Below are 22,795 nucleotides of genomic sequence, written 5' to 3' on the forward strand. Positions count from 1 at the left end.
TGCCCGGCCGGGGCAAGCTACCGGCCGGCCACGAGTGTGTCCCGGATCTCGCGGCGGAGGACCTTGCCGATCAGCGAACGCGGCAGCTCATCCACCACGGCAACGCGGCGCGGCACCTTGTAGGCGGCCAGGTTCTCCCGGGCAAACGCCAGCAGCCCCTCCGGGTCCAGGCCGGGGCCCGCGGACGGGACGACGGCGGCAACTACGTCTTCGCCGCCGCCCGGGCGGGGCAGTCCCACCACACACACGTCCCGCACACCGGGGTACCCGGAGAGGACATCTTCAACTTCCGTGGGGGAGACGTTGAAGCCTCCCGTGATGATCAGCTCCTTGATCCGGTCCCGGACGGTCACGAAATCATCCTTATCTACCGAGACGATGTCACCGGTCCGGAACCAGCCGCCCTCCAGCAGCGCCTCCTCGGTCTCCTTCGGCCGGTTCCAGTAGCCGGCAAAGACCTGCGGGCCGCGGACCAGGAGCTCGCCCTCCTCTCCCGGGGCACGGTCCAGGAGGACGTTCCGCGGGTCCACCACACGAATGTCCGTCAGGGGAAACGGGACCCCTACGGTTCCCGGTTTCCGGCTGGGACCGAAGGGGTTGCCCAGGGCGATGGGCGAGGTTTCCGTCAGCCCGTAGCCCTCGATCAGGTAGCCCCCGGTCGCCTTCTCCCACGCGTCCACCGTCGCCGTCGGCAGGTTCATCGCCCCCGAGATGGAGAAGCGGATGCTGTCCAGCGCGATACCTTGCTCGGCGGCTGCGGCGGCGATGCGGTCGTAGATCGGCGGCACCGCCGGCAGGAATGTGGCAGGCGACTTCCTGTGCGCCTTCAGCACCAGGTCGACGTCGAACTTAGGGAACAGCACCAGTTTCGCGCCGATGCTCAGGGCGAACGTCATGCAGAGCGTCAGGCCGTAGGCGTGGAACATGGGCAGCACCGCGTACACGGTTTCCCGGCCGTCCTTGAGTCCCGGCACCCAGGCGCGGCCCTGCGCGGCATTGGCCTGCAGATTGGCATGGGTCAGCATGGCGCCTTTGGGCCGGCCCGTGGTGCCGCTGGTGTATTGGATGACAGCCAGGTCTGTGGCGGCCGGGCGCGGATGCTTTTTCTTCAGGTCGCCCGCGCCAAGGAGGTCTTTCCACGCCAGCACCCTCCGGTGCGCCGGCTGCGCCACGGGCCGGGGCGAGTGCTTGCCGGCGGTCAAGGCGGCACGGGCGGCGCGGGCCGCCGGCACGGGGAGCCGCAGCGCGACCCGTTGCAGCAGGGGCATCGCCGGAATCAGTTCAACGGAGACGATGCTCTGCAGCCCGACGTCGGCCGGCAGTTGGCGGACCTTGTCCACGGCCTTGTCCCAGACAATGGCGATGGTGGCGCCATGGTCCTCGAACTGGTGGCGCAGCTCGCGGTCCGTATATAAGGGGTTGTGTTCGACGACCACGGCGCCCAGGCGCAGTCCCGCGTGGAACGCGATGATGTGTTGCGGGCAGTTCGGCAGGACCAGCGCCACCCGGTCACCGGCCCGGACGCCGAGCTTCCTCAGGCCCGCGGCCGCCTTGTTGATGGCGGTGCCGAGGTCCCGGTAGCTGGTGCGCGCTCCAAAGAATTCCAGGGCGGTCTTCTTCCCGTAGCGCCGGACGGACGAGTCCATCAGGTCGACGAGGGAACCTTCCGGGAGCTTGAGGCTGGCGGGAACCCCGGGGCTGTAGTGGCGGGTCCAGGGGCGGTCGGGACGCTTGGGCCCTGCGGATTTGGTGCTCATGGTGTGTCCTTGCCACTGGGCTGCGCTGTGATGTGCGGGGCTGTGCGGTGCCGGGCTGCCGGCCTCGGGCCCGGCCGGGCCCGTCAAGAAATCCTACCGGGGCGGCCCCGCCTGGACGCGCGTGCCGGGGAGGCCCCGGCGGCGGCCGGCGCCGGCCCGGAGGTGACTTTTGGCCCTTGGCACCCGGCAGGCCCGGGCGGAAGCTGGGGCGTACACCGCGAGCCGCGGGTCCGTGCAGTTCTCTGGGGTCGTTCAGGACACAGGTTCGCGCTGGTCACGGGTTTGCGCAGGTCACAGGTCCGCGTGCAATCAACGCACAATTTACGCAAGAAGAAGGTCCACGGGGGCGCCATGAAGTACCAGCAGCCGAGCGACGTCGAGGATCCGCGATGAACCCCGAGGCCGTCACCCGGTCCACCGTGTTGAAGGAGGTCCACGATCTCGCCCGGCCACTGAAAACCGATCGGGACCTCAACGGCCTCGTGCGGCGCGCGGCCGACTGCCGTTTTGTAGCCATCGGCGAGGCCTCCCACGGCACCCACGAGTTCTACACCTGGCGCGACACCCTCAGCAGGCGGCTCATCGCGGAGGAAGGCTACAACTGGATTGGGGTGGAAGGGGACTGGCCAGACTGCTGGCGCATCAACCGCTGGGTCCGCGGCCTGGAGGGGAAGGACCAGGGCGTCCACGCGCTGCTGGCCGGCTTCGAACGCTGGCCAACCTGGATGTGGGCCAACGAGGAAGTCGCGGCGTTCCTGGACTGGCTGCGCAGCTGGAACCTGGCCAGGCCGCTGGACAAACGTGTCGGCTTCTACGGACTGGATGTCTACTCGCTCTGGGATTCGCTGCGCGAAATCATCGGCTGGCTGCAGGCGAACGTTCCCGACGCCGTCCCCGCGGCGGAGCGCGCCTGGCAGTGCTTCCTGCCCCACCACGAGGACCCGCACCAGTACGCCTGGAGCACGCGGCTGGTGCCGCAGTCCTGCGAGCCCGACGTCGTGGCCCTCCTGACCGAGGTCAGGAACCGGGCCTTCAGCCCCGGCCGGCATGAGGAGGACGCCTTCGACGCCGTCCAGAACGCTGAAGTCGCGGCCAACGCCGAGCACTACTACCGCATCATGGTCCGCGGCGACAGGCAGTCCTGGAACGTCCGCGACCACCATATGGCCGACACCATCGACCGGGTCAGCAGGCACCTCGGTCCGGCGTCGAAGGGACTGATCTGGGAACACAACACACACATCGGCGATGCCCGGGCCACCGACATGGCGCAGGACGGCCTGGTCAACGTCGGGCAGCTGCTGCGTGAACGCCACGCGGGCGAAGGTGTGCTGCTGGTCGGCTTCGCAGCCCACCGCGGCTCCGTGCTCGCCTCCGACGGGTGGGGCCGCCCCGAACGCATCCTGACGGTTCCGGAAGCGCGCCCGGGCAGCCACGAAGACTTCCTGCATCAGGCCCTGGGGGTGCCCTCAGTGCTGGTGTTCGGCGACGACCGGACCGGGCCGTGGCTCTCGACACGGCTCGGACACCGGGCGATCGGCGTCGTCTACCACCCGGAACGGGACGCCGGAAACTACGTTCCGACCCGGATGGGGGAGCGCTACGACGCACTCATCTGGCTGGAACACACCGCAGCGCTGCGCCCGGTGCACCATGAAGGCCCGCCCCGCGAACCGGAGTTCGAGACCGAGCCCACCGGATTCTAGGCCGGTGTGCATTCCAGGAAGCAGGAATCAGCATGAGCAAAGCAATCATCGTCGGCGTCAACGGGTCCGCAGGCAGCAACGCCGCCCTGGCCTGGGCCCTTGACCGGGCCGCCCGGGACAAGCTCCCGGTCACGGTCGTCCACGCGGTGGACGACAGGTGGATGTCACCGGATTTTCAGTACCACGAGATCATCCGGGAATCGGGGATGGAACTGCTTCGGGACGCTGAGACGGCCGCCCGTGAACAGGCCCCGGACGTCACTGTGGACATCCAGCTCCGTCATGGCAGCGGCGGCTCGGTGCTCCGGGAAGTCTCCAAGGAGGCCGCCATGATCGTGGTTGGCGGCCATGACAAACATTGGATGGGCGGCGGTCCCATGACGGACCGGGCCCTGCAGATTGTCTCGGCCTCGGAATGCCCGGTAGCCGTCGTGCCGGCGAAACCGGCCACGGGGGCAAAGGGCGTCGTGGTCGGCGTGGATGGCTCCGAGGAGTCGCTGCAGGCCGTCGCCTTCGCGGCCGCCGAAGCTGATTGGGGTGGAGACGAGCTCACCGTGGTCCTCGCGTTCAAGAGCCCTGCCCGGTGGGTCGAGAAGCAGCTGCCGACCAGTGGTCTCGCCGAGAGCATCGTCGAAGAGGACCGGATTGTTCTCGCCGAGTCGGTCGCCGGTCTCGGCGACAAATACCCCGACCTGGTGGTCCATCAGCGCCTTGAGACGAACACCGAACCGGCGAAGGCCCTCGTGGATATCGCCGCCGGCGCCAGGGAGTTGGTGATCGGAAGTCGGGGACGTGGCGGCTTCTCCCGGACGGTCCTCGGCTCCACCGCGCACGCTGTGCTCCTGAACGTGCCGTGCCCCACCATCGTCACGAAAGTGCATAAGGTCAAGCACGGGGACTGACCGCCCGGCGAGCAACCCGTTGCCGGCAAGGTCCCGGAACTGGCTGGAGAGCGCCCTTTTGGAGGGGGCTTTCCGGCGCCGCCAACGGATGGGAGGATGATGCCGTGGACCCCTTCTTCAATTTCATCACGCACTTTTGGTGGCTCGTCTTTCCCCTGAGCGGACTGGCCGGCGGGTGGGCGCGGTCCTGGTCCAAAGCCGCCGAACGCCGGCACCGCCGCCGCGTGGAGCTTTACACGCTCAAGAACCAGGCGGCGCAGGCAGAGCAGGCCAGCCAGGCCGACGTCCTGGCCCTCATGAAGGCGCACGACACCGTTAACCAGCGCTGGCTGGACTACGAACTCGACGTAGGAAAGCTGATCGACTACCCGGTCATGACGGATGTCCGGGAGCCCCTCACCGTGGCCTTCCTCCGGGCCAAACGCGAGGCCGACGGGCTGCGTCCCGCCGCCCCGGCGGAAGTCAGGACCGCCGCGCGGCTTGCGGAGTACCGGTCGGCCGTGACCAGCTTTGAGCTCGCATTCGACGTCGCCGAACGGGAAGCCAAACGGATCAGGGACAGCAAGTTCACCGGTCCCGAACGCCAGCGGCTCGAGACCGCCCGGAAGCTCCTGCGGATCGCATCGGACGCGGCCGCAACTCCCGCCGAGCGGCAGACGGCCTACCGCCGCGCCCGCCGGGAACTCGACGGGCTCATCGTGCTGCCCGAGGCGACGCTCGCGGCGCTGGAGGACAGGATCGCTTCGATGCTCGGCGCGGGCCCGGCGCCTGACGTCCGCCGGGCCGTCTGAGCTGGGCCTTTTCCGGTGGAGCCGGGCGGTGCCAGCTGTGACCGGCATCGCACCGCCGCGGTGAAGGCCCGTGCCGCACAGGAGGACTAAATTTAGGGACTTCTGGCATGTTTTGCCCAGCCGTCTTTCCCACGTACCATCGATAAGGTTTCAAATCGCGTTAGCGCCACCGAATTCATCTGATCAGGCATCGAATGGACGTGGTGGCCATGCAGCAACGGGGATGTGGAACTGCCGACCGTGAACACTTCAGATTGGGCAACAGGTGGAAATCACCGTAATGGTGGCGCTAGTGATATCGCTGGCGCTGTTCTTCGACTTCACCAACGGATTTCATGACACCGCGAACGCCATGGCTACCCCCATCGCAACCGGCGCCATCAAACCGAAAACAGCAGTTGCCCTCGCGGCGGTGCTGAACCTCGTGGGAGCGTTCCTTTCCACGGAAGTCGCCAAGACCGTCTCGGGCGGCATCATCAAGGAAGGCTCGGACGGGGTCCAGATCACCCCAGACATCATCTTCGCCGGGCTGATGGGCGCCATTCTCTGGAACATGATCACCTGGCTCAAGGGCCTGCCGTCCAGTTCCTCCCACGCGCTGTTCGGCGGCCTGATCGGGGCCGCGATTGCCGGTATCGGCATCCACGCGATCAACTTCGAGTCAATCCTCCAAAAGATTATTCTCCCCGCGGTGTTCGCCCCGGTCATCGCGGGCGGCGTAGCCTACTTGTGCACACGGCTGGCGTACGCCCTGACCGCCCGCCATGACCCCGAAACTGGGGACAAGCTCACGCAGAAGCGCGGCGGATTCCGGACCGGTCAAGTTTTCACGTCCAGCCTCGTGGCTTTGGCCCACGGCACCAACGACGCCCAGAAGACGATGGGCATCATCACACTGGTCCTGATCTCCGCCGGCCTCCAGCCTGCCGGATCTGGTCCGGAGTGGTGGGTTATCACCGCCTGTGCCTTCGCCATCGCGATCGGCACGTATTCCGGCGGGTGGCGGATCATCCGCACCATGGGCTCGGGACTCACCGAAGTGAAGCCCGCCCAAGGCTTTGCCGCCGAGACCAGCACCGCCACAGCCATTCTGGCGTCCTCGCACCTGGGCTTCGCCCTGTCCACCACGCAGGTTGCCTCCGGCTCCGTCGTGGGCTCCGGCATGGGACGCCGCGGCACTACGGTGCGGTGGGGAACCGCCGGCCGGATTGCCATCGGCTGGCTGTTCACGCTGCCGGCCGCTGGAATCATGGGCGCGCTGACGGCTCTGCTCGTGCAGACCGGGGTCGTAGGCGTGATCATAGCGGCAACTGCCGGCACCGCCGCAGTGGCCTATATGTTTGTGCGCTCACGGAAGTCGCCCGTGGGCAGCAACAACGCCGTCGAGATCGAGGAAGTCGGCCAGGCCGTGCAGTTCCGCAAGAAAAAGTCCGCCACCAAGTCGATCAAGAACGGCGGTGCCCAGCGATGAAATGGCTGGAACTGTTCAGCGTGGCGAGTGCCACGCTTGTGTCCGCTGTAACCGTGGTAGTTCTCTACTCCCTCGGCGTCCGGCTCACGGCCATCGCGGGGGACACCCGGACCTCCCCGGCGGCCTGGACGCGACCGCTCGCTTACACGTGCTTCGCTTTGTGCGGCGCCGCCATCCTCTTCGGGCTCTACCTGATCATTCCTTACTTCCACAAGTAAGCCGCTGCCCGCATCCGGGTCCGGTTGCCCGTGCGTTTCCGGCCGCCGCGTGGGGGTCGGCTGACCGTGCGTCAAGGGGATGGGACACCGGCCACCGCAGTGGCTAGGCTGGGGCCATGGTGAGCTTCCAGTACTTCGTGGCGTCCTCACTCGACGGGTTCATCGCCACTGCCGACGACAATCTGGCCTGGCTGCTGCAGTTCGACGGCTTTGAGGGCGGACAGGACAGCTATGACGCGTTCATGGCCGGCGTCGGCTGCATCGTCATGGGCGGCGAGACCTACGCGTGGCTTCGGGAGCATGAACCGGACACCTGGCCGTATCCGGGCACACCCTCCTGGGTCTTCACCCGCCACGAGCACGCCGCCCCGAAGGGCGCGGATGTCACGTTTGTGCGCGGGGCCGTAGGCGAGTTCGTGGACGACCTCAAAGAAGCGGCCGGCGGCCGGAACGTGTGGGTTGTGGGTGGAGGCGTGCTCGCAGCGCAGTTCGCTGACGCCGGGCAGCTGGACGAACTGATTGTCTCGGTCATTCCGGTGGTCCTGGGCGGCGGCAAGCAGTTGCTGCCCATGGCGGGCCCGACGCCGCCGCTCGAGTTGACATCTTCCCGCACCCTGGGCAGGGGCATCGTGGAACTGCGCTACCGCTTCCCGGCCCGGGCGTAGCCGGATCCGGCTACGCCGTCCGGCCGAGGTGGATGGCCGTGCACGTGCCGGTGACGGTGCCCTCCGAGATCGCCCGGTGGTGCGTCGCGCCGACCTCGATCCCCAGCGCCTGACGGTTGGGGCCGGCATGCATGCCCGCCGCGAAAGAACCCAGGGTTTCGGCCAGGACCACGTGGGCCCCGCCGTGCAGGATGCCTGCCACCTGGGTGTTCCCCGCCACCGGCATGGTGGCCACAGTGCGTTCCGGGCTCATCTCGAGGAAGCGGATCCCCATCTTCACCACAAGGGCTCCGACGCCGTACTGGCCCAGCCAATCGTGCATCTCCTCGGGAACACCGGCCGCTGCGAGCTCGGTCGCGTAGGGGCCGGGCGTGAAATTGTCCTTCATGGGAACTAGGCTGGCACCTGTGAGTGAAACTACCAAACCGGCCCTTGTCCTCGAGAATGCAGCCCCCCAAAATGCTGCCCCCCTTTCCGCGGACACCGCGGCAGACCTACTCCCGGCAGATGCGCCGGATTCAGGGGTTGCGGCCAAGCGTGCCGGAAAATCCAGCCGGGCCGCGGCGTCGGTTTCCGCCACCGAGGCCCCCGTGATTCCGATCACGGACCAGCCGCGGCTACTCGTACTGGATGGGCACTCCATGGCGTTCCGGGCATTCTTCGCCCTGCCCGCGGACAAGTTCTCCACCGCCACGGGCCAGCACACGAACGCCGTCCACGGCTTCACGTCCATGCTGATCAACCTGATCAAGGAGCAAAAGCCCACCCACGTGGCGGTCGCCTTCGACGTCTCCGATGACACGACGCACCGCAAGGCCGAATACAGCGAGTACAAGGGCGGACGCAACGAGACCCCGCGGGAAATGAGCGGCCAGATCGACCTCATCGACAAGGTCATGGGCGCCTGGGGCATCAAGACCATCAAAATGCCCGGTTGGGAAGCTGACGACATCCTGGCCACCCTCGCCGCAATGGGGGAAAAGGCCGGTTACGAAGTGCTGCTGGTCTCAGGCGACCGCGACGCCTTCCAGCTCATCACCGACAACGTTTTCGTCCTGTACCCCAAAAAGGGTGTCAGCGACATTCCCCGCATGGACGCGGACGCCATCCAGGAGAAGTACTTCGTCAGCCCGGCCCAGTACTCGGACCTCGCCGCCCTGGTGGGGGAATCCGCGGACAACCTCCCCGGCGTTCCCGGCGTCGGCCCCAAGACGGCAGCGAAATGGATCAACCTTTACGGCGGTCTGGAGGGGGTCCTGGAGAACGTCGACGCGATCGGCGGGAAGGTGGGGGACTCGCTGCGCGAATACGTTGACGACGTCAAGCGCAACCGGCGCCTCAACAGGCTGCACACCGACTTGGACCTGCCAGTTACGTTGGACGAGCTCGCGGACCCGCGGCCGGACCAGGCCGCCCTCGAGGAGCTGTTCGACGCCCTGGAATTCAAGACCATCCGGACCCGGCTCTTTGCTCTCTACGGCAGTGAAGTTGCCGAAGCCGAGCGGGAAAGCCTCGAAACGCCCGGTTTCGTGGTCCCGTCCGACGCAGCCGAGCTCAGTGCGTTCCTCGCGGCCGGTGCCGGCAAGCGCTCCGCAGTGGCGGTCGATCTCGTGCCCGGCCGGATCGGCGAGGACGCCGCAGCGGTGGCGATCGTCCGCGACGACTCCGCCGTCTATATCGACCTGGCCAGCCAGGACGCTGCCGCCGAAAATGTCCTTGCGGCGTGGCTGCGGGACGCCCAGGCGCCCAAGGTGATGCACGGGTTCAAGGCTGCCCTGAAGGCCCTCCACGCCCGCGGATTGGAACTGGAGGGCGTGGTGGATGACACCTCCATCTCCGGCTACCTCATCCAGCCCGACCGCCGCAGTTATGAACTCGCCGAGCTGGCGCAGCACCACCTGAACATCTCGGTGTCCACCGAGGCGGCCAAGGCAGGCCGGCTTGAGCTGGCGTTCGACGGCGACGACGCCGCCACCGCCGGCGCGCTGGTCCACGTGGCCGCCGTCGTCCAGGCCCTGAGCCGCTTCTTCGAATCAGAACTGACGGAACGCAAAGCCCAGGACCTGCTCACCACGCTGGAACTGCCCGTCAGCCGCGTCCTCGCCGATATGGAACTCGCGGGAATCGCCATCGACATGCCCCGCATGGACGAGCAGCTGTCGGATCTCGCCAAGGTGATCGACAACGCCCAGGAGCTGGCGTTCGCCGCGATCGGCCACGAGGTCAACCTTGGTTCGCCGAAGCAGCTCCAGACCGTGCTGTTCGACGAACTCCAGTTGCCGAAGACCAAGAAAATCAAGTCCGGCTACACCACCGACGCCGCGTCACTCAAAAACCTGCTGGAAAAGACCGGGCACGAATTCCTGGTCCAGCTCATGGCGCACCGGGAGTCGTCGAAGCTGCGCCAGATGCTGGAGTCGCTGAAGAAGTCCGTCACGGAAGACGGCCGGATCCACACCACGTACGCGCAGAACGTCGCAGCCACGGGCCGGATCTCGTCCAACAACCCCAACCTGCAGAACATCCCGATCCGCAGCGAGGAAGGCCGGCGCGTCCGTGGCATCTTTGTGGTCAGCGAGGGCTACGAGTGCCTGCTCTCCGCGGACTACTCTCAGATCGAAATGCGCATCATGGCGCACCTCTCGGGCGACGCCGGCCTGATCCAGGCCTACAAGGACGGCGAAGACCTCCACCGGTTCGTGGGCTCGAACATCTTCCATGTGCCCACCGATGAGGTGACCAGCGCCATGCGGTCCAAGGTCAAGGCGATGTCCTATGGCCTCGCGTACGGGCTGACCTCGTTCGGTTTGTCCAAGCAGCTGGAGATCTCCGTTGACGAGGCGCGGACCCTCATGAAGGACTACTTTGACCGGTTCGGCGCCGTCCGCGACTACCTCCGCGGCGTGGTGGACCAGGCCCGGATCGACGGCTACACCGCCACCATCGAGGGGCGCCGGCGCTACCTCCCGGACCTGACCAGCACCGACCGCCAGCTGCGTGAGAATGCGGAGCGCATCGCGCTGAACTCGCCCATCCAGGGATCGGCGGCTGACATCATCAAGCGCGCCATGCTGGGTGTGCACGCGGAACTGGCGGCACGGGGCCTGAAATCGCGCGTGCTCCTGCAGGTCCATGATGAACTTGTCCTCGAAGTCGCCGCGGGTGAGCGCGAGGCCGTGGAGAAGCTGGTGACCGAGCAAATGGGCTCGGCCGCGGACCTCAGCGTTCCGCTGGACGTCCAGATCGGCATGGGCTCCAGCTGGTACGAGGCGGGGCACTAACTCTGGACCGGTATCGGCAAGGTTTCGGTCCGGCAAGTATTATTCGGTCCGGCAGTTTTCGGTCCGGCAGTTTTCGTTCCGGCTAGGCCGGGACCCGAGATTCTCAGGGGGAGAAAGTACGTGGCAGATAAGTACGAGCTCAAGCGGTTCCGCGCGGTCGCGAAGGACGAGGCGGACTACGCGCAAGGCACGGCGTGGCTGAGCGGGGTCGGGATCGGCTTCTACGAGGAGCCGCGCAAAGACGACTTCGTGGACAAGATCATGGCCATGTATCTCGTGGACAACCGTGAAATGACCGGCGTTTACCAGGCCGACGGCGTCGCGGCCCACTCGCTGGCGGCCGACGTCCCGGTGGCGACCTTCGCCACCCTGCGCAAGGACCTGAACATCGGCTACGGCCGTCAGCTCGAAGCCCAGCTGGTCACGGCCGTCACCGTGCGCGGGACCCACCGCCGGCAGGGGCTGCTGCGGCGGATGATGACCGAGGACCTCGCCGCGGCGAAGGCGGACGGCGTCGCGCTGGCGGCACTGACCGCCTCGGAAGCCTCGATCTATGGCCGGTTCGGTTACGGCGTGGCCACCTTCGAGCGCAGCATCAAGGTCGACACCGGGCCGCGCTTCCGGCTGCGCCATGCGCCCGCCGGCTCCGTGGAGATTGCGGACCGCAAGGTCCTGCTGGAACTGGCACCCAAGGTTTTTGGCCAGGTCCACGCGTCCATGCCCGGATCGATTTCGCGGCAGGAAGCGTACCGGCTGCGGTCCGCGGGCATGCTCGGCCGGGACGGCAGCGAGGACGAGGCAATCCGCTGCGCCCTGCACTACGACGCCGCCGGAACCGTGGACGGCTACGTGTCCTACAAGTTCGCCGGGTGGGACGCCAAGCCGTACACCATGGAGGTCGTGGACCTCGTGGCCGCGAATGACGCCGCCTACCTGGAACTCTGGCAGTTCCTGGGCAGCATCGACCTCGTGGACCGGATCAGCTGGCAGGATGCACCGGTGGACGACCCCCTGACCTGGGCGCTTGAGGACCCGCGATGCGTCGAGGCATCGGACCACCGCGACATGCTGTGGCTGCGGGTCCTGGACCCGGCCCGGGTGCTGGGGGCCCGGCGGTATTCAGCCGACGGGACGGTCGTTCTCGCGGTCAGGGACAGTCTCGGCTTCGCGGCCGGCACCTTCGCGCTCACGGTCTGCGGGGGAGAGGCCACGGTGAGGCCTGCTCCGGAGGCTGCGCCGGACCTGTCCCTTGATGTCGCGGACCTCGGCTCCATCTATCTGGGCGCCGTTTGTCCGGTGACCCTGAAAGCTGCCGGCCGGATCACCGAGCACACGGCCGGGGCGGCGCTGACAGCGCGGCTCATGTTCGCCGTCGAACGTTCACCGCACTGCCTCACGCACTTCTAGGCCTCAGGTCCGATTCCGGCGCCGAGGGCGACACGGACGGCCCCGTGCGCTTTGACCGGCGTTCGCGTAAACGACTAGACTAAACAGGCGCGTACTACGTGCGCGCATCTACAATCCACAAAATCAGGATGACCCGGCGGAACGCTTGCTGTGACGCCGTGCTCTTGGCCTGCATTCCATAATGCCGGCGAAGCGGTTTGCCTGACCGACTCACTATCCACAACGGAGCCCCTACTACATGACCATCACCTCCACCGAGAAGCCCGGTACCCCCGTAGTCGCCATTAACGACATCGGTACCGCTGAGGACTTCCTCGCAGCTGTCGACGCCACCATCAAGTACTTCAACGACGGAGACCTCGTCGAAGGTACCGTCGTCAAGGTCGACCGCGACGAAGTCCTGCTCGACATCGGTTACAAGACCGAAGGTGTCATTCCCTCCCGCGAGCTTTCCATCAAGCACGACGTTGACCCCGGAGACGTCGTCTCCGTTGGCGATCAGGTCGAAGCCCTGGTGCTCACCAAGGAAGACAAAGAAGGCCGCCTGATCCTCTCCAAGAAGCGTGCTCAGTACGAGCGTGCCTGGGGCGACATCGAGAAGGTCAAGGAAGAAGACGGTGTTGTCACCGGTACCGTCATCGAGGTTGTCAAGGGTGGTCTTATCCTCGACATCGGTCTGCGCGGCTTCCTGCCCGCATCCCTCGTCGAGATGCGCCGTGTGCGCGACCTCGCTCCGTACATCGGTCAGCAGATCGAAGCCAAGATCATCGAGCTGGACAAGAACCGCAACAACGTTGTGCTGTCCCGCCGTGCATGGCTCGAGCAGACCCAGTCCGAGGTCCGCTCCACGTTCCTCAACAAGCTGGAAAAGGGCCAGGTCCGTCCCGGCGTCGTTTCCTCCATCGTCAACTTCGGTGCCTTCGTGGACCTGGGCGGCGTAGACGGCCTGGTTCACGTTTCCGAGCTGTCCTGGAAGCACATCGACCACCCGTCCGAGGTCGTCGAAGTTGGCCAGGAAGTCACCGTCGAGGTTCTCGAGGTCGACCTGGACCGCGAGCGCGTCTCCCTGTCGCTCAAGGCAACGCAGGAAGATCCGTGGCAGACCTTCGCCCGCACCCACGCCCTCGGCCAGGTTGTTCCGGGTAAGGTCACCAAGCTCGTTCCGTTCGGCGCGTTCGTTCGCGTTGAAGACGGCATCGAAGGCCTGGTCCACATCTCCGAGCTCGCCGTGCGCCACGTTGAGCTGGCCGAGCAGGTTGTCTCCGTTGGTGACGAGCTGTTCGTCAAGGTCATCGACATCGACCTCGAACGCCGCCGCATCTCGCTCTCCCTCAAGCAGGCCAACGAGGGCGTCGACGCCGACAGCACCGAATTCGATCCGGCTCTCTACGGCATGGCCGCAGAGTACGACGAAGAGGGCAACTACAAGTACCCGGAGGGCTTCGACCCGGAGTCCAACGAGTGGCTTGAAGGCTACGAGAACCAGCGCGCAGCCTGGGAGCAGCAGTACGCTGACGCCCAGACCCGCTGGGAAGCACACAAGAAGCAGGTTGCCCAGCACGCTGCCGACGACGCTGCAGCTGCAACGTCCGGCGAGAGCGATTCCGGCACCACCAGCTACTCCTCCGAGCCGGCTGCAACCGAGACCGGTGCAGGCACGCTTGCTTCGGACGAGGCTCTTGCCGCTCTGCGCGAGAAGCTGACCGGCAACTAATTGCCCGTGATCCTCAAGGAGTCCGCTCCCTGAGGCCAGGCAGTTTGTAGCTTGAAGGTGGCCGTCCCCTTGGGGGCGGCCACCTTTCTTTGTGGCCCGGGGGGACATGCCCATTTTTGAAGCCTTCCCTCCGGGGACATGTCCATTCTTGAAGCCCTCCCTCCGGGGGACATGCCCATTCTTAGAGCCGGGCCGTGGACATTTGTGGATTGTGCCCAGTCCTGGCCCCGTTCGCGGGACATGTCCAGTGCGGGGAGGCCCCGCCATGCCCTGGCGCCGGACATGAGCCGCGGTTGCCCGGACCACCGGACATGCCCATTATTGAAGCCCTCCCTCCGGGGACATGCCCACTTTTGAAGCCCTCCCTCCGGGGACATGCCCGTTTTTCGAGCCGGGCCGTGGACATTTGCGGATTCGGCCCAGTCCTGGCCCTGGGCGCGGGATATGTCCAGCGCCGGGTGCCCGCATCGTGCGTTGGCCGCCGGACATGCCCATTCCTGGCCCTGGGCACCGGGCTGCCGTTGCACGCGCTTCCTGCTTGTCAGGACAGGCACTGGGCCGCGCCATGGAATGTAGGCTCCGTGACGGCAGCCAGGCGCTGACGACGGAGGGCATGTCCAGTGGTGGGAGGGAGCCCGGAACCGGCCCCGGATGCCATGCCGTCAGCGCAGCGGGATCTTCGCTATGACCGGCACCGTATGCGTCTGCGAGGCGGCACCGGTCACCAGTTCGGCGCCCGCGTACTTCAGTAACGCGAGGGCTCCCACGTTGCCGGCCGTCGTCTCGGCCACCAGGACGGCTGCCCCGGCCGACGCGGCGCGAGCCTTTACGAGGCGCAGCGCCTCGCGGCCCACACCCCGGCCGCGGAAGCTCCGGGCGAGCCAGATGCCGGTTTCCAGCGCCCGGCCGCCACCTGCACCAGCTTCGGCGCCATCACTCGGCCCGGCGTAGCCGCCACCCCCCGCAACAGCCCCAGCGCCACCCCCTGGCCCAGCCCCGCCGCCACCTGGCCCAGCCCCGGCGGCACCAACAGCCCCGGCGCCACCCCCTGGCCCAGCCCCGCCGCCACCTGGCCCAGCCCCGGCGGCACCAACAGCCCCGGCGCCACCACCGGCCCAGCCCTCATCCGCTGCCGCCGGCTCAGGGTCCATCCGCCTGAGGCGCACGGACCCTGCCATCTGCCCGTCGCAGCTGATGGCCCACGTCTTCTGCCCCGCGGGACCGTCCAGGCCGGCTGAGGCGGCGCGGTGGAATTCGCGGAACCAGCTGATCCGGTCGGTGTTCCAGCCGGCGGTCGTGCCCAGCGGCGGGGTGACCTCGTCGGCGTCGGCGTCCCGGAGCGCAAGTTCCAGGAGCTGTTCGAGCACGTCCTCGCTGACGTCAAGCAGCGCGACCGCGGGCACGGGCTCAGCTGATGGGCACATCGATCCACTCCGTTTCTCCGGGCAGCAGCGACGCGCTGCCGGCCGACATGGCGGCCACGCGGTCCGCGGCCCGGACCAGTTCTTCCGGATCATCCGGCAGCGCCAGCCTCAGGACAGTAGTCTGCGCCTCGTAACGGGTTTCGGCCATGACATACCCCGCGGCGCGCAGATCGTTCTCGAGCCGCCCGGCCACGGCGTGCTGTACGGGCACAGAGCAAATGCGCAGCCGGCGGCGCTGGACGAGGGGAGCGAGGTCCAGCGCTCCGGACACCGATTCGGAATAGGCCCGCACCAGGCCGCCGGCACCCAGGAGAATGCCGCCGAAATAGCGCACGACGACGACGGCGACGTCGCTGAGATCGGCGACGCCGGGTGCGGTCTCCCGCTTCAGCAGCGCCTCGAGCATGGGGATGCCCGCGGTGCCGGACGGCTCGCCGTCGTCGTTGGACCGCTGGATGTCCCGGTCGGGGCCGAGCACGAAGGCGAAGCAGTGGTGCCGGGCGTCATGGAATTCCCGGCGCAAGCTGCCCAGGACGGCCCGGGCGGCGGCCTCGTCCGCCGTGCGGGCCAGCACGGTGATGAAACGGGACCGCTTGACCTCGATTTCGTGCCGAAACCCGGGCCCTGCGGCAGGGGTGGTGTAGACGGCCGTCCTGCTCTCGGGGGATTCCGCCGCATCTGCCACCGGTTCAGTTTAGTCTGGTGAGGTGTTGAAGATCGGGTTGACCGGCGGAATCGCCTCAGGGAAGTCCATGGTTGCCGCGCGCCTGCGCGACCTTGGAGCAGTGCTTGTCGACGCCGACGCGTTGGCCCGGGAGGTCGTGGAACCTGGTACGCCCGGGCTGGCCAGTGTGGTGGAGACCTTCGGTGCTGCCGTCCTGACCCCGGAAGGCCGGCTGGACCGGGCCCGGCTCGGTGCCCTGGTCTTCGGTGATCCGGAGCGCCTGGCCGTGCTGAACGGCATCGTCCACCCCTTGGTGCGGGAGCGCGCCGCGGCGATGGTCGCCGCCGCCCCGGCCGGCGCCGTCGTGGTCCAGGACATCCCGCTCCTGGTCGAAACCGGGCAAGGGAAGAACTTCCATCTGGTGGTCGTGGTGGATGCCCCCGACGACGTCCGGGTCCGCCGCATGGCCGAACACCGCAACATGACCGCCGACGAGGCGCGCGCCCGGATGGCAGCCCAGGCGGGCCGCGAGGACCGGCTGGCCGCCGCGGACGTCGTGCTGGACAACTCGGGCACCCCGGAGGACCTCCGGCACACGGTCGACGCGGTGTGGGAGGAGCGGCTGAGGCCGTTCGCACTGAACCTCAAGGAGCAAAGGATCGCCCCGCGGACGGCGGGGCCGGTCCTCGCCCCGGCCGATCCGGCCTGGGCAGCGCAGGCCGCCCGGCTGATCGCCCGGCTGCGGGCAGCGGTCCCGCAGGATGTCCTGGCCCTCGACCACCTCGGGTCCACGGCCGTCCCAGGCCTCGACGCCAAAGATGTGATCGACCTCCAACTCAGCGTCCGGGACCTCGACGCCGCGGACCGGATCGCGCCGCTGTTGGCCGACGCAGGATTCCCGCGCTGGCCCGGCATCATCGCCGACAACCCGAAGCCCTCGCACCCGGACCCTGCTGACTGGGGCAAGAGGCTGCACGGCAACGCCGACCCCGGCCGGCCGGTGAATCTCCACCTCCGCGCGGCCGGCTCGCCGGGCTGGCGGTACGCGCTGTGCTTCCGTGACTGGCTGCGCGCCGATCCCGAAGCCCGGGCGGACTATGTCGCCGAAAAGCAACGGGTCGCCGGGCTGCACGGCGTCGACAAGTCCACCGCCGGCTACGCGGCCGACAAGGAGGGCTGGTTCACCGAGTATGCCTGGCCCCGGATGGAAGCGTGGGTGCAGCGCACGGGATGGCAACCGCCGTCGTACGCGGACGACGCCGGAGCAGACGACGCCGGTGAAAGCACCGCCGGCGGCGCCACCGCAACGGCGCCTGCCGCCGACCCCGGTACTGCCCAAAGCTGAATCAGGGCATCCTGTCACAGCCCGGCGGTAGATTAGGTACATGAGTCTTGCCCAGGAAATCAACCGTGTCGTGGCGCCCTTCGAGGTGATCAGCGAGTTCCAGCCGGCGGGTGACCAGCCGGCTGCCATCGCCGAACTGACCGAGCGCATCAAGAACGGTGAAAAAGACGTCGTGCTGCTCGGCGCCACCGGTACCGGTAAGAGCGCGACCACAGCCTGGCTGATCGAGCAGGTCCAGCGCCCCACCCTGGTGATGGTGCAGAACAAGACCCTCGCCGCGCAGCTGGCCAACGAATTCCGTGAACTGCTGCCGAACAACGCGGTGGAATACTTCGTGTCCTACTACGACTACTACCAGCCGGAGGCCTACGTCGCCCAGACGGACACCTTCATCGAGAAGGACTCCTCCGTCAACGAGGAAGTCGAACGGCTCCGCCACTCCGCGACCAACGCGCTGCTGACCCGCCGCGACGTGATCGTGGTTGCCACCGTCTCCTGCATCTACGGCCTCGGCACCCCGGAAGAATACATCGCCGGGATGGTGACCCTCCGCAAGGGGGCTGAGATGAACCGTGACGACCTGCTCCGGAAGTTCGTCTCCATGCAGTACACCCGCAACGACATGGACTTCCACCGCGGCACGTTCCGGGTCCGCGGGGACACCGTGGAAATCATCCCGATGTACGAGGAACTGGCGATCCGGATCGAGTTTTTCGGTGACGAGATCGAAAATATCCAGACCCTGCACCCGCTGACCGGCGAGGTGCTCCGGGACGAGAACGAAATGTACGTCTTCCCCGCCTCGCACTACGTCGCCGGTCCGGAACGGATGGGCCGGGCGATCAAGCGGATCGAAGACGAACTGGCCGAGCGCCTCGCCGTGCTGGAAAGCCAGAACAAGCTGGTCGAGGCCCAACGGCTCCGGATGCGCACCACCTATGACCTGGAAATGATGCAGCAGATGGGGTTCTGCAATGGCATCGAGAACTATTCCTCGCACATCGACGGCCGGGCCCGCGGGACCGCGCCGCACTGCCTGATCGACTACTTCCCGGATGACTTCCTCCTGGTGATCGATGAGTCCCACGTCACCGTGCCGCAGATCGGCGCCATGTATGAGGGCGACATGTCCCGCAAACGGAACCTCGTGGACCACGGCTTCCGGCTGCCCTCGGCGATGGACAACCGCCCGCTCAAATGGGACGAGTTCCAGGACCGCGTGGGCCAGACGGTCTACCTCTCCGCGACGCCGGGCAAGTACGAGCTCGGCAAGTCCGACGGCTTCGTCCAGCAGATCATCCGCCCCACCGGCCTGATCGACCCCGAGGTTGTCGTCAAGCCCACGAAGGGGCAGATCGATGACCTGCTGGGCGAAATCCGGACCCGCACCGCGAAGAACGAACGGGTCCTGGTCACCACCCTGACCAAGCGGATGGCCGAGGACCTGACGGACTACCTGCTGGGCCATGGCGTGAAGGTGGAATACCTGCACTCCGACGTCGACACCCTCCGCCGCGTAGAACTCCTGCGCGAACTGCGGATGGGTGTCTTCGACGTCCTCGTCGGCATCAACCTGCTCCGTGAAGGCCTGGACCTCCCGGAGGTGTCGCTGGTCAGCATCCTGGACGCGGACAAGGAAGGCTTCCTGCGCTCCTCGACGTCCCTGATCCAGACCATCGGGCGTGCCGCCCGGAACGTCTCCGGCCAGGTGCACATGTACGCGGACCGGATCACCGACTCGATGGCCCATGCCATCGACGAGACCAACCGCCGCCGCGCCATCCAGGTGGCGTACAACACGGAGAACGGGATCGATCCCCAGCCGCTCCGGAAGAAGATCGCGGACATCACTGACCAGCTGGCCAAGGAAGACGCGGATACCCGCGAGCTGCTGGCCGCGGCCGGGAAGAACCGCGGGAAGGGCAAGGGCACCGCGCTCATCCGTGCGGACGGGCTCGCCGCCGCGCCAGCCGAGGACCTCGTCGGGCTGATCGAACAGCTGACCGAACAGATGCACGCCGCAGCGGGGGAGCTGCAGTTCGAACTGGCCGCCCGGTTGCGCGACGAGGTGGGGGAATTGAAGAAGGAACTGCGGCAAATGCAATCCGCGGGGCACGCCTAGGGTAAACTCGGTCAAACGTAGGGGAGTATCCCAAACGCTACGATCGTCAACACGCACGGCTACGATGCCGCGCCGGGCGTAGCGGGCAGCCAGGCAGCGTTATGCGGCGGCGGTCGGAGAGACTTACACCGCTGAGCTGTACCCTACGAAAGGTATTTCCCCCGTGCCCGAGCTTCCCCTGTGGTTCGAGATCGGCTCGTTTGTCGTCCTCGGCGTCATTCTGGCCATCGACCTGCTGATGGTCCTCAAACGCCCGCATGAGCCCTCCATGAAAGAAGCCGGACTGTGGGTCGCGTTTTACGTGGCCCTGGCCCTGGTCTTCGCCGGCGCCATGTTCGCCTTCACCGGCCCGGAATTCGGCGGCCAGTTCATCGCCGGCTGGGTGACCGAATACAGCCTGAGCATCGACAACCTGTTCGTCTTCATCATCATCATGGCGCGCTTCTCGGTACCGAGAAAGTATCAGCAGGAAGTGCTCATGGTGGGCATCATCATTGCCCTGATCCTCCGCGGCATCTTCATCATGCTCGGCGCGATCGTGATCGAGCAGTTCAGCTGGGTCTTCTACATCTTCGGCGCCTTCCTGCTCTGGACCGCCTGGAAGCAGGCCCAGGACGAGGGCGAGGACGAGGAAGACAAGGAAAACCCGCTGATCGCCCGGATCCGCCGGGTCCTGCCGATGTCCGAGAAGTTCGACGGCGGCAAGCTCCGCACCGTCGTCGACGGCAAGAAGGTGTTCACCCCGATGCTGATCGTCTTCGTGACCATCGGCATGACGGACCTGCTCTTCGCGGTCGACTCCATTCCGGCCATCTTCGGCCTCACCCAGAGCGCCTTCATCGTCTTCACCGCCAACATCTTTGCCCTCATGGGGCTGCGCCAGCTGTACTTCCTGCTCGGCGGCCTCATGAACCGGCTCATCTACCTCAAGCACGCCCTGTCCGTGATCCTCGCGTTCATCGGTGTGAAGCTCGTCCTGCACGCCATGCACGTCAACGAGCTGCCCTTTATCAACGGCGGCCAGCACATCGAATGGGCGCCCGAGATCCCCACCTACGTCTCGCTCGGTGTGATCATCGGCACCATCGTCGTCGCGGTGGTCGCCAGCCTGATGAGCTCCAAGGCGTCCAAGTCGAAGCTGGATGCCCGGCTGGAAGAGGACTCCCGCAAGAGTCTGAGCGACGTCGACTAGAACCAAACTGCCGGGGTGAGAGTGCAGGACACACCCCGCGGCGCATAGCAGTACGGCGCCGGACCCTCACGGGTCCGGCGCCGTACCTGTCTAAGCCGTACCTGCTAAGCCGGGCGCCATCGGCCCCGTGCCTGGCTGCGGCCGGGTCACCGTCGGGCGGAACGGGCCATCCCCAGCAGGCGCCCGAAGATCGCCTCGCCGTCGTCCGCGATGCCGTCGTGGTGGAAGTCTCCGGTTTCCCAGACCTGCAGGCCCCGGACCGCGGCCGCCGTCTCCAGGGACAGCTCCCGGTCCACGTAGATGTCGTCGGTGTAGACGGCCGCGGCGACGGGCACGGTGTTCAGCGCCAGTCGCTCCGGGTCGTAGAGGGGTGCCCAGTCGTCCTTTTCGGCCAGGAGCCGGGCCACGTCCTGCAGCGGGTGCAGGGCCGGGTCCTGCTCGAAATACCAGGGGTACACCATTTCCCCGGTCAGAAGCGGTTCGCCGGCGTCGGGGCGGAACTCGGGGAATTCCTCCAGCACGCGCCAGGCGGCCCAGTTCGTGGCACCGTCCTGGCCGTAAATGGATTCGTGCATCAACGCGTACAACGGGTTCGCGGCCCGGGACACGAGGCCCCTGACCTGCTCCAGGAAGGCGTCGGAGAGACGGTCGCCGCCCGGTGTGGCCACGAAGGCGTCCTCGAGCAGGTGGTGCAGTGCGTCCACCCGGGTGTTGCCGCCCAGGAACGAGCCCACCATCTGGAACCGTTCGACCGTGAGCCGGCCGCCGTCGGGCAGGACCTCCTCCGTTTCCCGCAGGTGCCGGGCGATCCGGGTGACGATGGCCCGGTCCTCGGGATACCAGTCAAAGTATTCGGCGTTCCGGGCCGCGACCCGCTGGAACGTGGCCCGGTACACACGGTCGGCGGAGCCGCCCAGCGGGGCCAGCCCGCCCGTCACGAGGACCTCGCGCAGCCCCTCGGGGGCGAAGGACAGGTAGCTGAGCGCGCAGAATCCGCCGTAGCTCTGGCCGTAGATGGTCCACGGGGCCGAGTCCAGGGCCGCCCGGATGGCTTCGGCGTCGGCGACGATCGAGTCGGCGCGGAAGTGCGTCAGGTAGTCAGCCTGCTCCGCGTCGGTGCCGCGCAGCGGCAGCGTGTTGCGGTCGACGGGCGAGGACAGGCCGGTGCCGCGCTGGTCCAGCATGAGGATCCGGAAGTCCTTGGCGGCGGCCTTGCTCCAGCCACCCAGCGACGGGAACCGGTTTCCACGCCCGCCGGGACCGCCCTGCAGGAAAAGCAGCCAGGGCAGCCCGGCGGCCTCTGCCTCGCTGTGTTCGGTGGACACGTATTCGCGGGCGAACACGGAGATGGTTTCGCCGCGGCGCCCCGCCTCGCTGAAGTGGTCCAGGGGGACCTGGAAGTAGTGTTCCGCGGTCCGCATTCCCCGGTAGGTGTGGCGCGCCCGGACGCTGTGCGGAATTTTGCGCCCGTCGCTGGAGGCAGTCTCCAGCAGGGAGGCTCCCATGAGCCCCGTCATTGGGAGATCAGCCACGGGTTGCCGCCTCGCGGGAACCCGAGCTGGAGCCGGCGGGGGAGCCGGCGCCGGCAACTTCCGGGCGGTCGCCGAAGGCCGTCAGCGCCGCTCCGGTGAGGCGGAAGGTGGACCATTCCTCCATCGGCAGGGCGCCAAGCTTCTTGTAGAAGTTGATGGAGGGCTCGTTCCAGTCCAGGACACTCCATTCGACGCGCGCGTAGCCCCGGTCAACGGCGGTCGCCGCCAGGTGCTGCAGCAGTGCCTTGCCGTGGCCCTCGCCGCGGGCCTCCGGCCGGACGTAGAGGTCCTCGAGGTAGATCCCGTGGACGCCCTCCCACGTGGAGTAGTTCAGGAACCAGAGGGCGAAGCCGCGGACCTCGCCCGCGGAGTTCTCCGCCATGGTGGCGAAGACCTTGGGATGCTCGCCAAAGAGGACCTCGGTAAGCATCCCGGGGGTGTTCCGGACGGCGTCCGGTTCCTTCTCGTAGAGGGCGAGGTCGTGGATCATCTGCAGGATGGCAGGAACGTCATGCGCCGTGGCAGGCCGGATTACACTCATTGTCCGAGTTTACCCGCGGCGCGATGGCCCAGGCTGGGGTACCGGCGCCGGCGACGGCCGCCC

17 protein-coding genes and 1 pseudogene are annotated in these 22,795 nt (G+C 67.1%); 12 read left to right on the plus strand and 6 right to left on the minus strand.

The features are described from left to right. Window positions 1–17 precede the first annotated feature (17 nt). Window positions 18–1,757 carry a long-chain-fatty-acid--CoA ligase gene (locus AC1D0A_RS02190; protein WP_476945097.1) on the minus strand — a complete coding sequence of 580 codons (1,740 nt, stop codon included), beginning with the start codon at window positions 1,755–1,757 and terminating at the stop codon, window positions 18–20. Window positions 1,758–2,146: 389 nt separating this feature from the next. On the opposite strand from AC1D0A_RS02190, the gene AC1D0A_RS02195 reads away from it, so the two are divergent. The 6 genes from AC1D0A_RS02195 to AC1D0A_RS02220 all read left to right on the plus strand — a co-directional run bounded on the left by AC1D0A_RS02195 (window position 2,147) and on the right by AC1D0A_RS02220 (window position 7,510). After that, window positions 2,147–3,463 carry an erythromycin esterase family protein gene (locus tag AC1D0A_RS02195; RefSeq protein WP_243177759.1) on the plus strand — a complete coding sequence of 439 codons (1,317 nt, stop codon included), beginning with the start codon at window positions 2,147–2,149 and terminating at the stop codon, window positions 3,461–3,463. A 32-nt stretch (window positions 3,464–3,495) separates the two neighbouring features. Then, on the plus strand, window positions 3,496–4,365 hold the full coding sequence (locus tag AC1D0A_RS02200; protein ID WP_243177757.1) for a universal stress protein: 870 nt from the start codon (window positions 3,496–3,498) through the stop codon (window positions 4,363–4,365). A 104-nt stretch (window positions 4,366–4,469) separates the two neighbouring features. Then, entirely contained in the window at window positions 4,470–5,156 is a 687-nt protein-coding gene (locus AC1D0A_RS02205) for a hypothetical protein (protein WP_476944143.1), read from the plus strand. Window positions 5,157–5,421: 265 nt separating this feature from the next. Further along, on the plus strand, window positions 5,422–6,627 hold the full coding sequence (locus AC1D0A_RS02210) for an inorganic phosphate transporter (RefSeq protein WP_243177754.1): 1,206 nt from the start codon (window positions 5,422–5,424) through the stop codon (window positions 6,625–6,627). Beyond that, window positions 6,624–6,845, plus strand: coding sequence for a hypothetical protein (locus tag AC1D0A_RS02215; protein ID WP_028276822.1), 222 nt, complete (start codon window positions 6,624–6,626; stop codon window positions 6,843–6,845). Before AC1D0A_RS02210 ends, AC1D0A_RS02215 begins: the two co-directional genes overlap by 4 nt. Window positions 6,846–6,961: 116 nt before the next feature. After that, a complete protein-coding gene (locus AC1D0A_RS02220; protein ID WP_476945098.1) occupies window positions 6,962–7,510 on the plus strand; it encodes a dihydrofolate reductase family protein in 549 nt (182 codons plus the stop codon). A gap of 16 nt (window positions 7,511–7,526) precedes the next feature. On the opposite strand, the pseudogene AC1D0A_RS02225 reads toward AC1D0A_RS02220, so the two are convergent. Beyond that, window positions 7,527–7,898, minus strand: a pseudogene (locus tag AC1D0A_RS02225) (hotdog fold thioesterase); the annotation flags it as partial. Here AC1D0A_RS02225 and polA point away from each other — a divergent pair. The 3 genes from polA (at window position 7,897) to rpsA (ending at window position 13,912) form a co-directional block, all read left to right on the plus strand. Next, window positions 7,897–10,791, plus strand: coding sequence for a DNA polymerase I (gene polA, locus AC1D0A_RS02230; protein WP_476945099.1), 2,895 nt, complete (start codon window positions 7,897–7,899; stop codon window positions 10,789–10,791). The pseudogene AC1D0A_RS02225 and the gene polA sit on opposite strands and share 2 nt — an antisense overlap. Window positions 10,792–10,911: 120 nt before the next feature. Beyond that, the gene (locus AC1D0A_RS02235) at window positions 10,912–12,198 is read left to right on the plus strand and encodes a GNAT family N-acetyltransferase (protein WP_476945100.1); all 1,287 of its coding nucleotides are present in this window, start codon (window positions 10,912–10,914) and stop codon (window positions 12,196–12,198) included. 238 nt (window positions 12,199–12,436) lie between these two features. Next, window positions 12,437–13,912 carry a 30S ribosomal protein S1 gene (rpsA, locus tag AC1D0A_RS02240; protein WP_026537355.1) on the plus strand — a complete coding sequence of 492 codons (1,476 nt, stop codon included), beginning with the start codon at window positions 12,437–12,439 and terminating at the stop codon, window positions 13,910–13,912. A 662-nt stretch (window positions 13,913–14,574) separates the two neighbouring features. Here the strand turns inward: rpsA and AC1D0A_RS02245 are convergent. Further along, entirely contained in the window at window positions 14,575–15,336 is a 762-nt protein-coding gene (locus tag AC1D0A_RS02245) for a GNAT family N-acetyltransferase (RefSeq protein ID WP_476945101.1), read from the minus strand. Next, window positions 15,320–16,021, minus strand: coding sequence for an IMPACT family protein (locus tag AC1D0A_RS02250; protein ID WP_476945102.1), 702 nt, complete (start codon window positions 16,019–16,021; stop codon window positions 15,320–15,322). Before AC1D0A_RS02250 ends, AC1D0A_RS02245 begins: the two co-directional genes overlap by 17 nt. Window positions 16,022–16,043: 22 nt before the next feature. On the opposite strand from AC1D0A_RS02250, the gene coaE reads away from it, so the two are divergent. From coaE to AC1D0A_RS02265, 3 genes are all read left to right on the plus strand, one after another. After that, window positions 16,044–17,345, plus strand: a complete 1,302-nt coding sequence (coaE, locus tag AC1D0A_RS02255; protein WP_476944539.1) for a dephospho-CoA kinase — start codon at window positions 16,044–16,046, stop codon at window positions 17,343–17,345. A gap of 40 nt (window positions 17,346–17,385) precedes the next feature. Beyond that, window positions 17,386–19,467, plus strand: coding sequence for an excinuclease ABC subunit UvrB (uvrB, locus tag AC1D0A_RS02260; protein WP_476944538.1), 2,082 nt, complete (start codon window positions 17,386–17,388; stop codon window positions 19,465–19,467). Between the two features lie 163 nt (window positions 19,468–19,630). Continuing rightward, window positions 19,631–20,659 (plus strand): TerC family protein, encoded by a 1,029-nt coding sequence (locus AC1D0A_RS02265; RefSeq protein WP_028276830.1) that lies wholly within the window; start codon window positions 19,631–19,633, stop codon window positions 20,657–20,659. A 146-nt stretch (window positions 20,660–20,805) separates the two neighbouring features. On the opposite strand, the gene AC1D0A_RS02270 is transcribed toward AC1D0A_RS02265, so the two are convergent. Then, complete coding sequence (locus AC1D0A_RS02270; RefSeq protein ID WP_476945246.1) at window positions 20,806–22,164, minus strand: alpha/beta fold hydrolase; 1,359 nt, start codon at window positions 22,162–22,164, stop codon at window positions 20,806–20,808. A 19-nt stretch (window positions 22,165–22,183) separates the two neighbouring features. After that, window positions 22,184–22,732 (minus strand): N-acetyltransferase family protein, encoded by a 549-nt coding sequence (locus AC1D0A_RS02275; protein WP_476944051.1) that lies wholly within the window; start codon window positions 22,730–22,732, stop codon window positions 22,184–22,186. Between the last annotated feature and the right edge of the window lie 63 nt (window positions 22,733–22,795).

It is taken from the genome of Arthrobacter sp. P1_D4, from assembly GCF_056406115.1.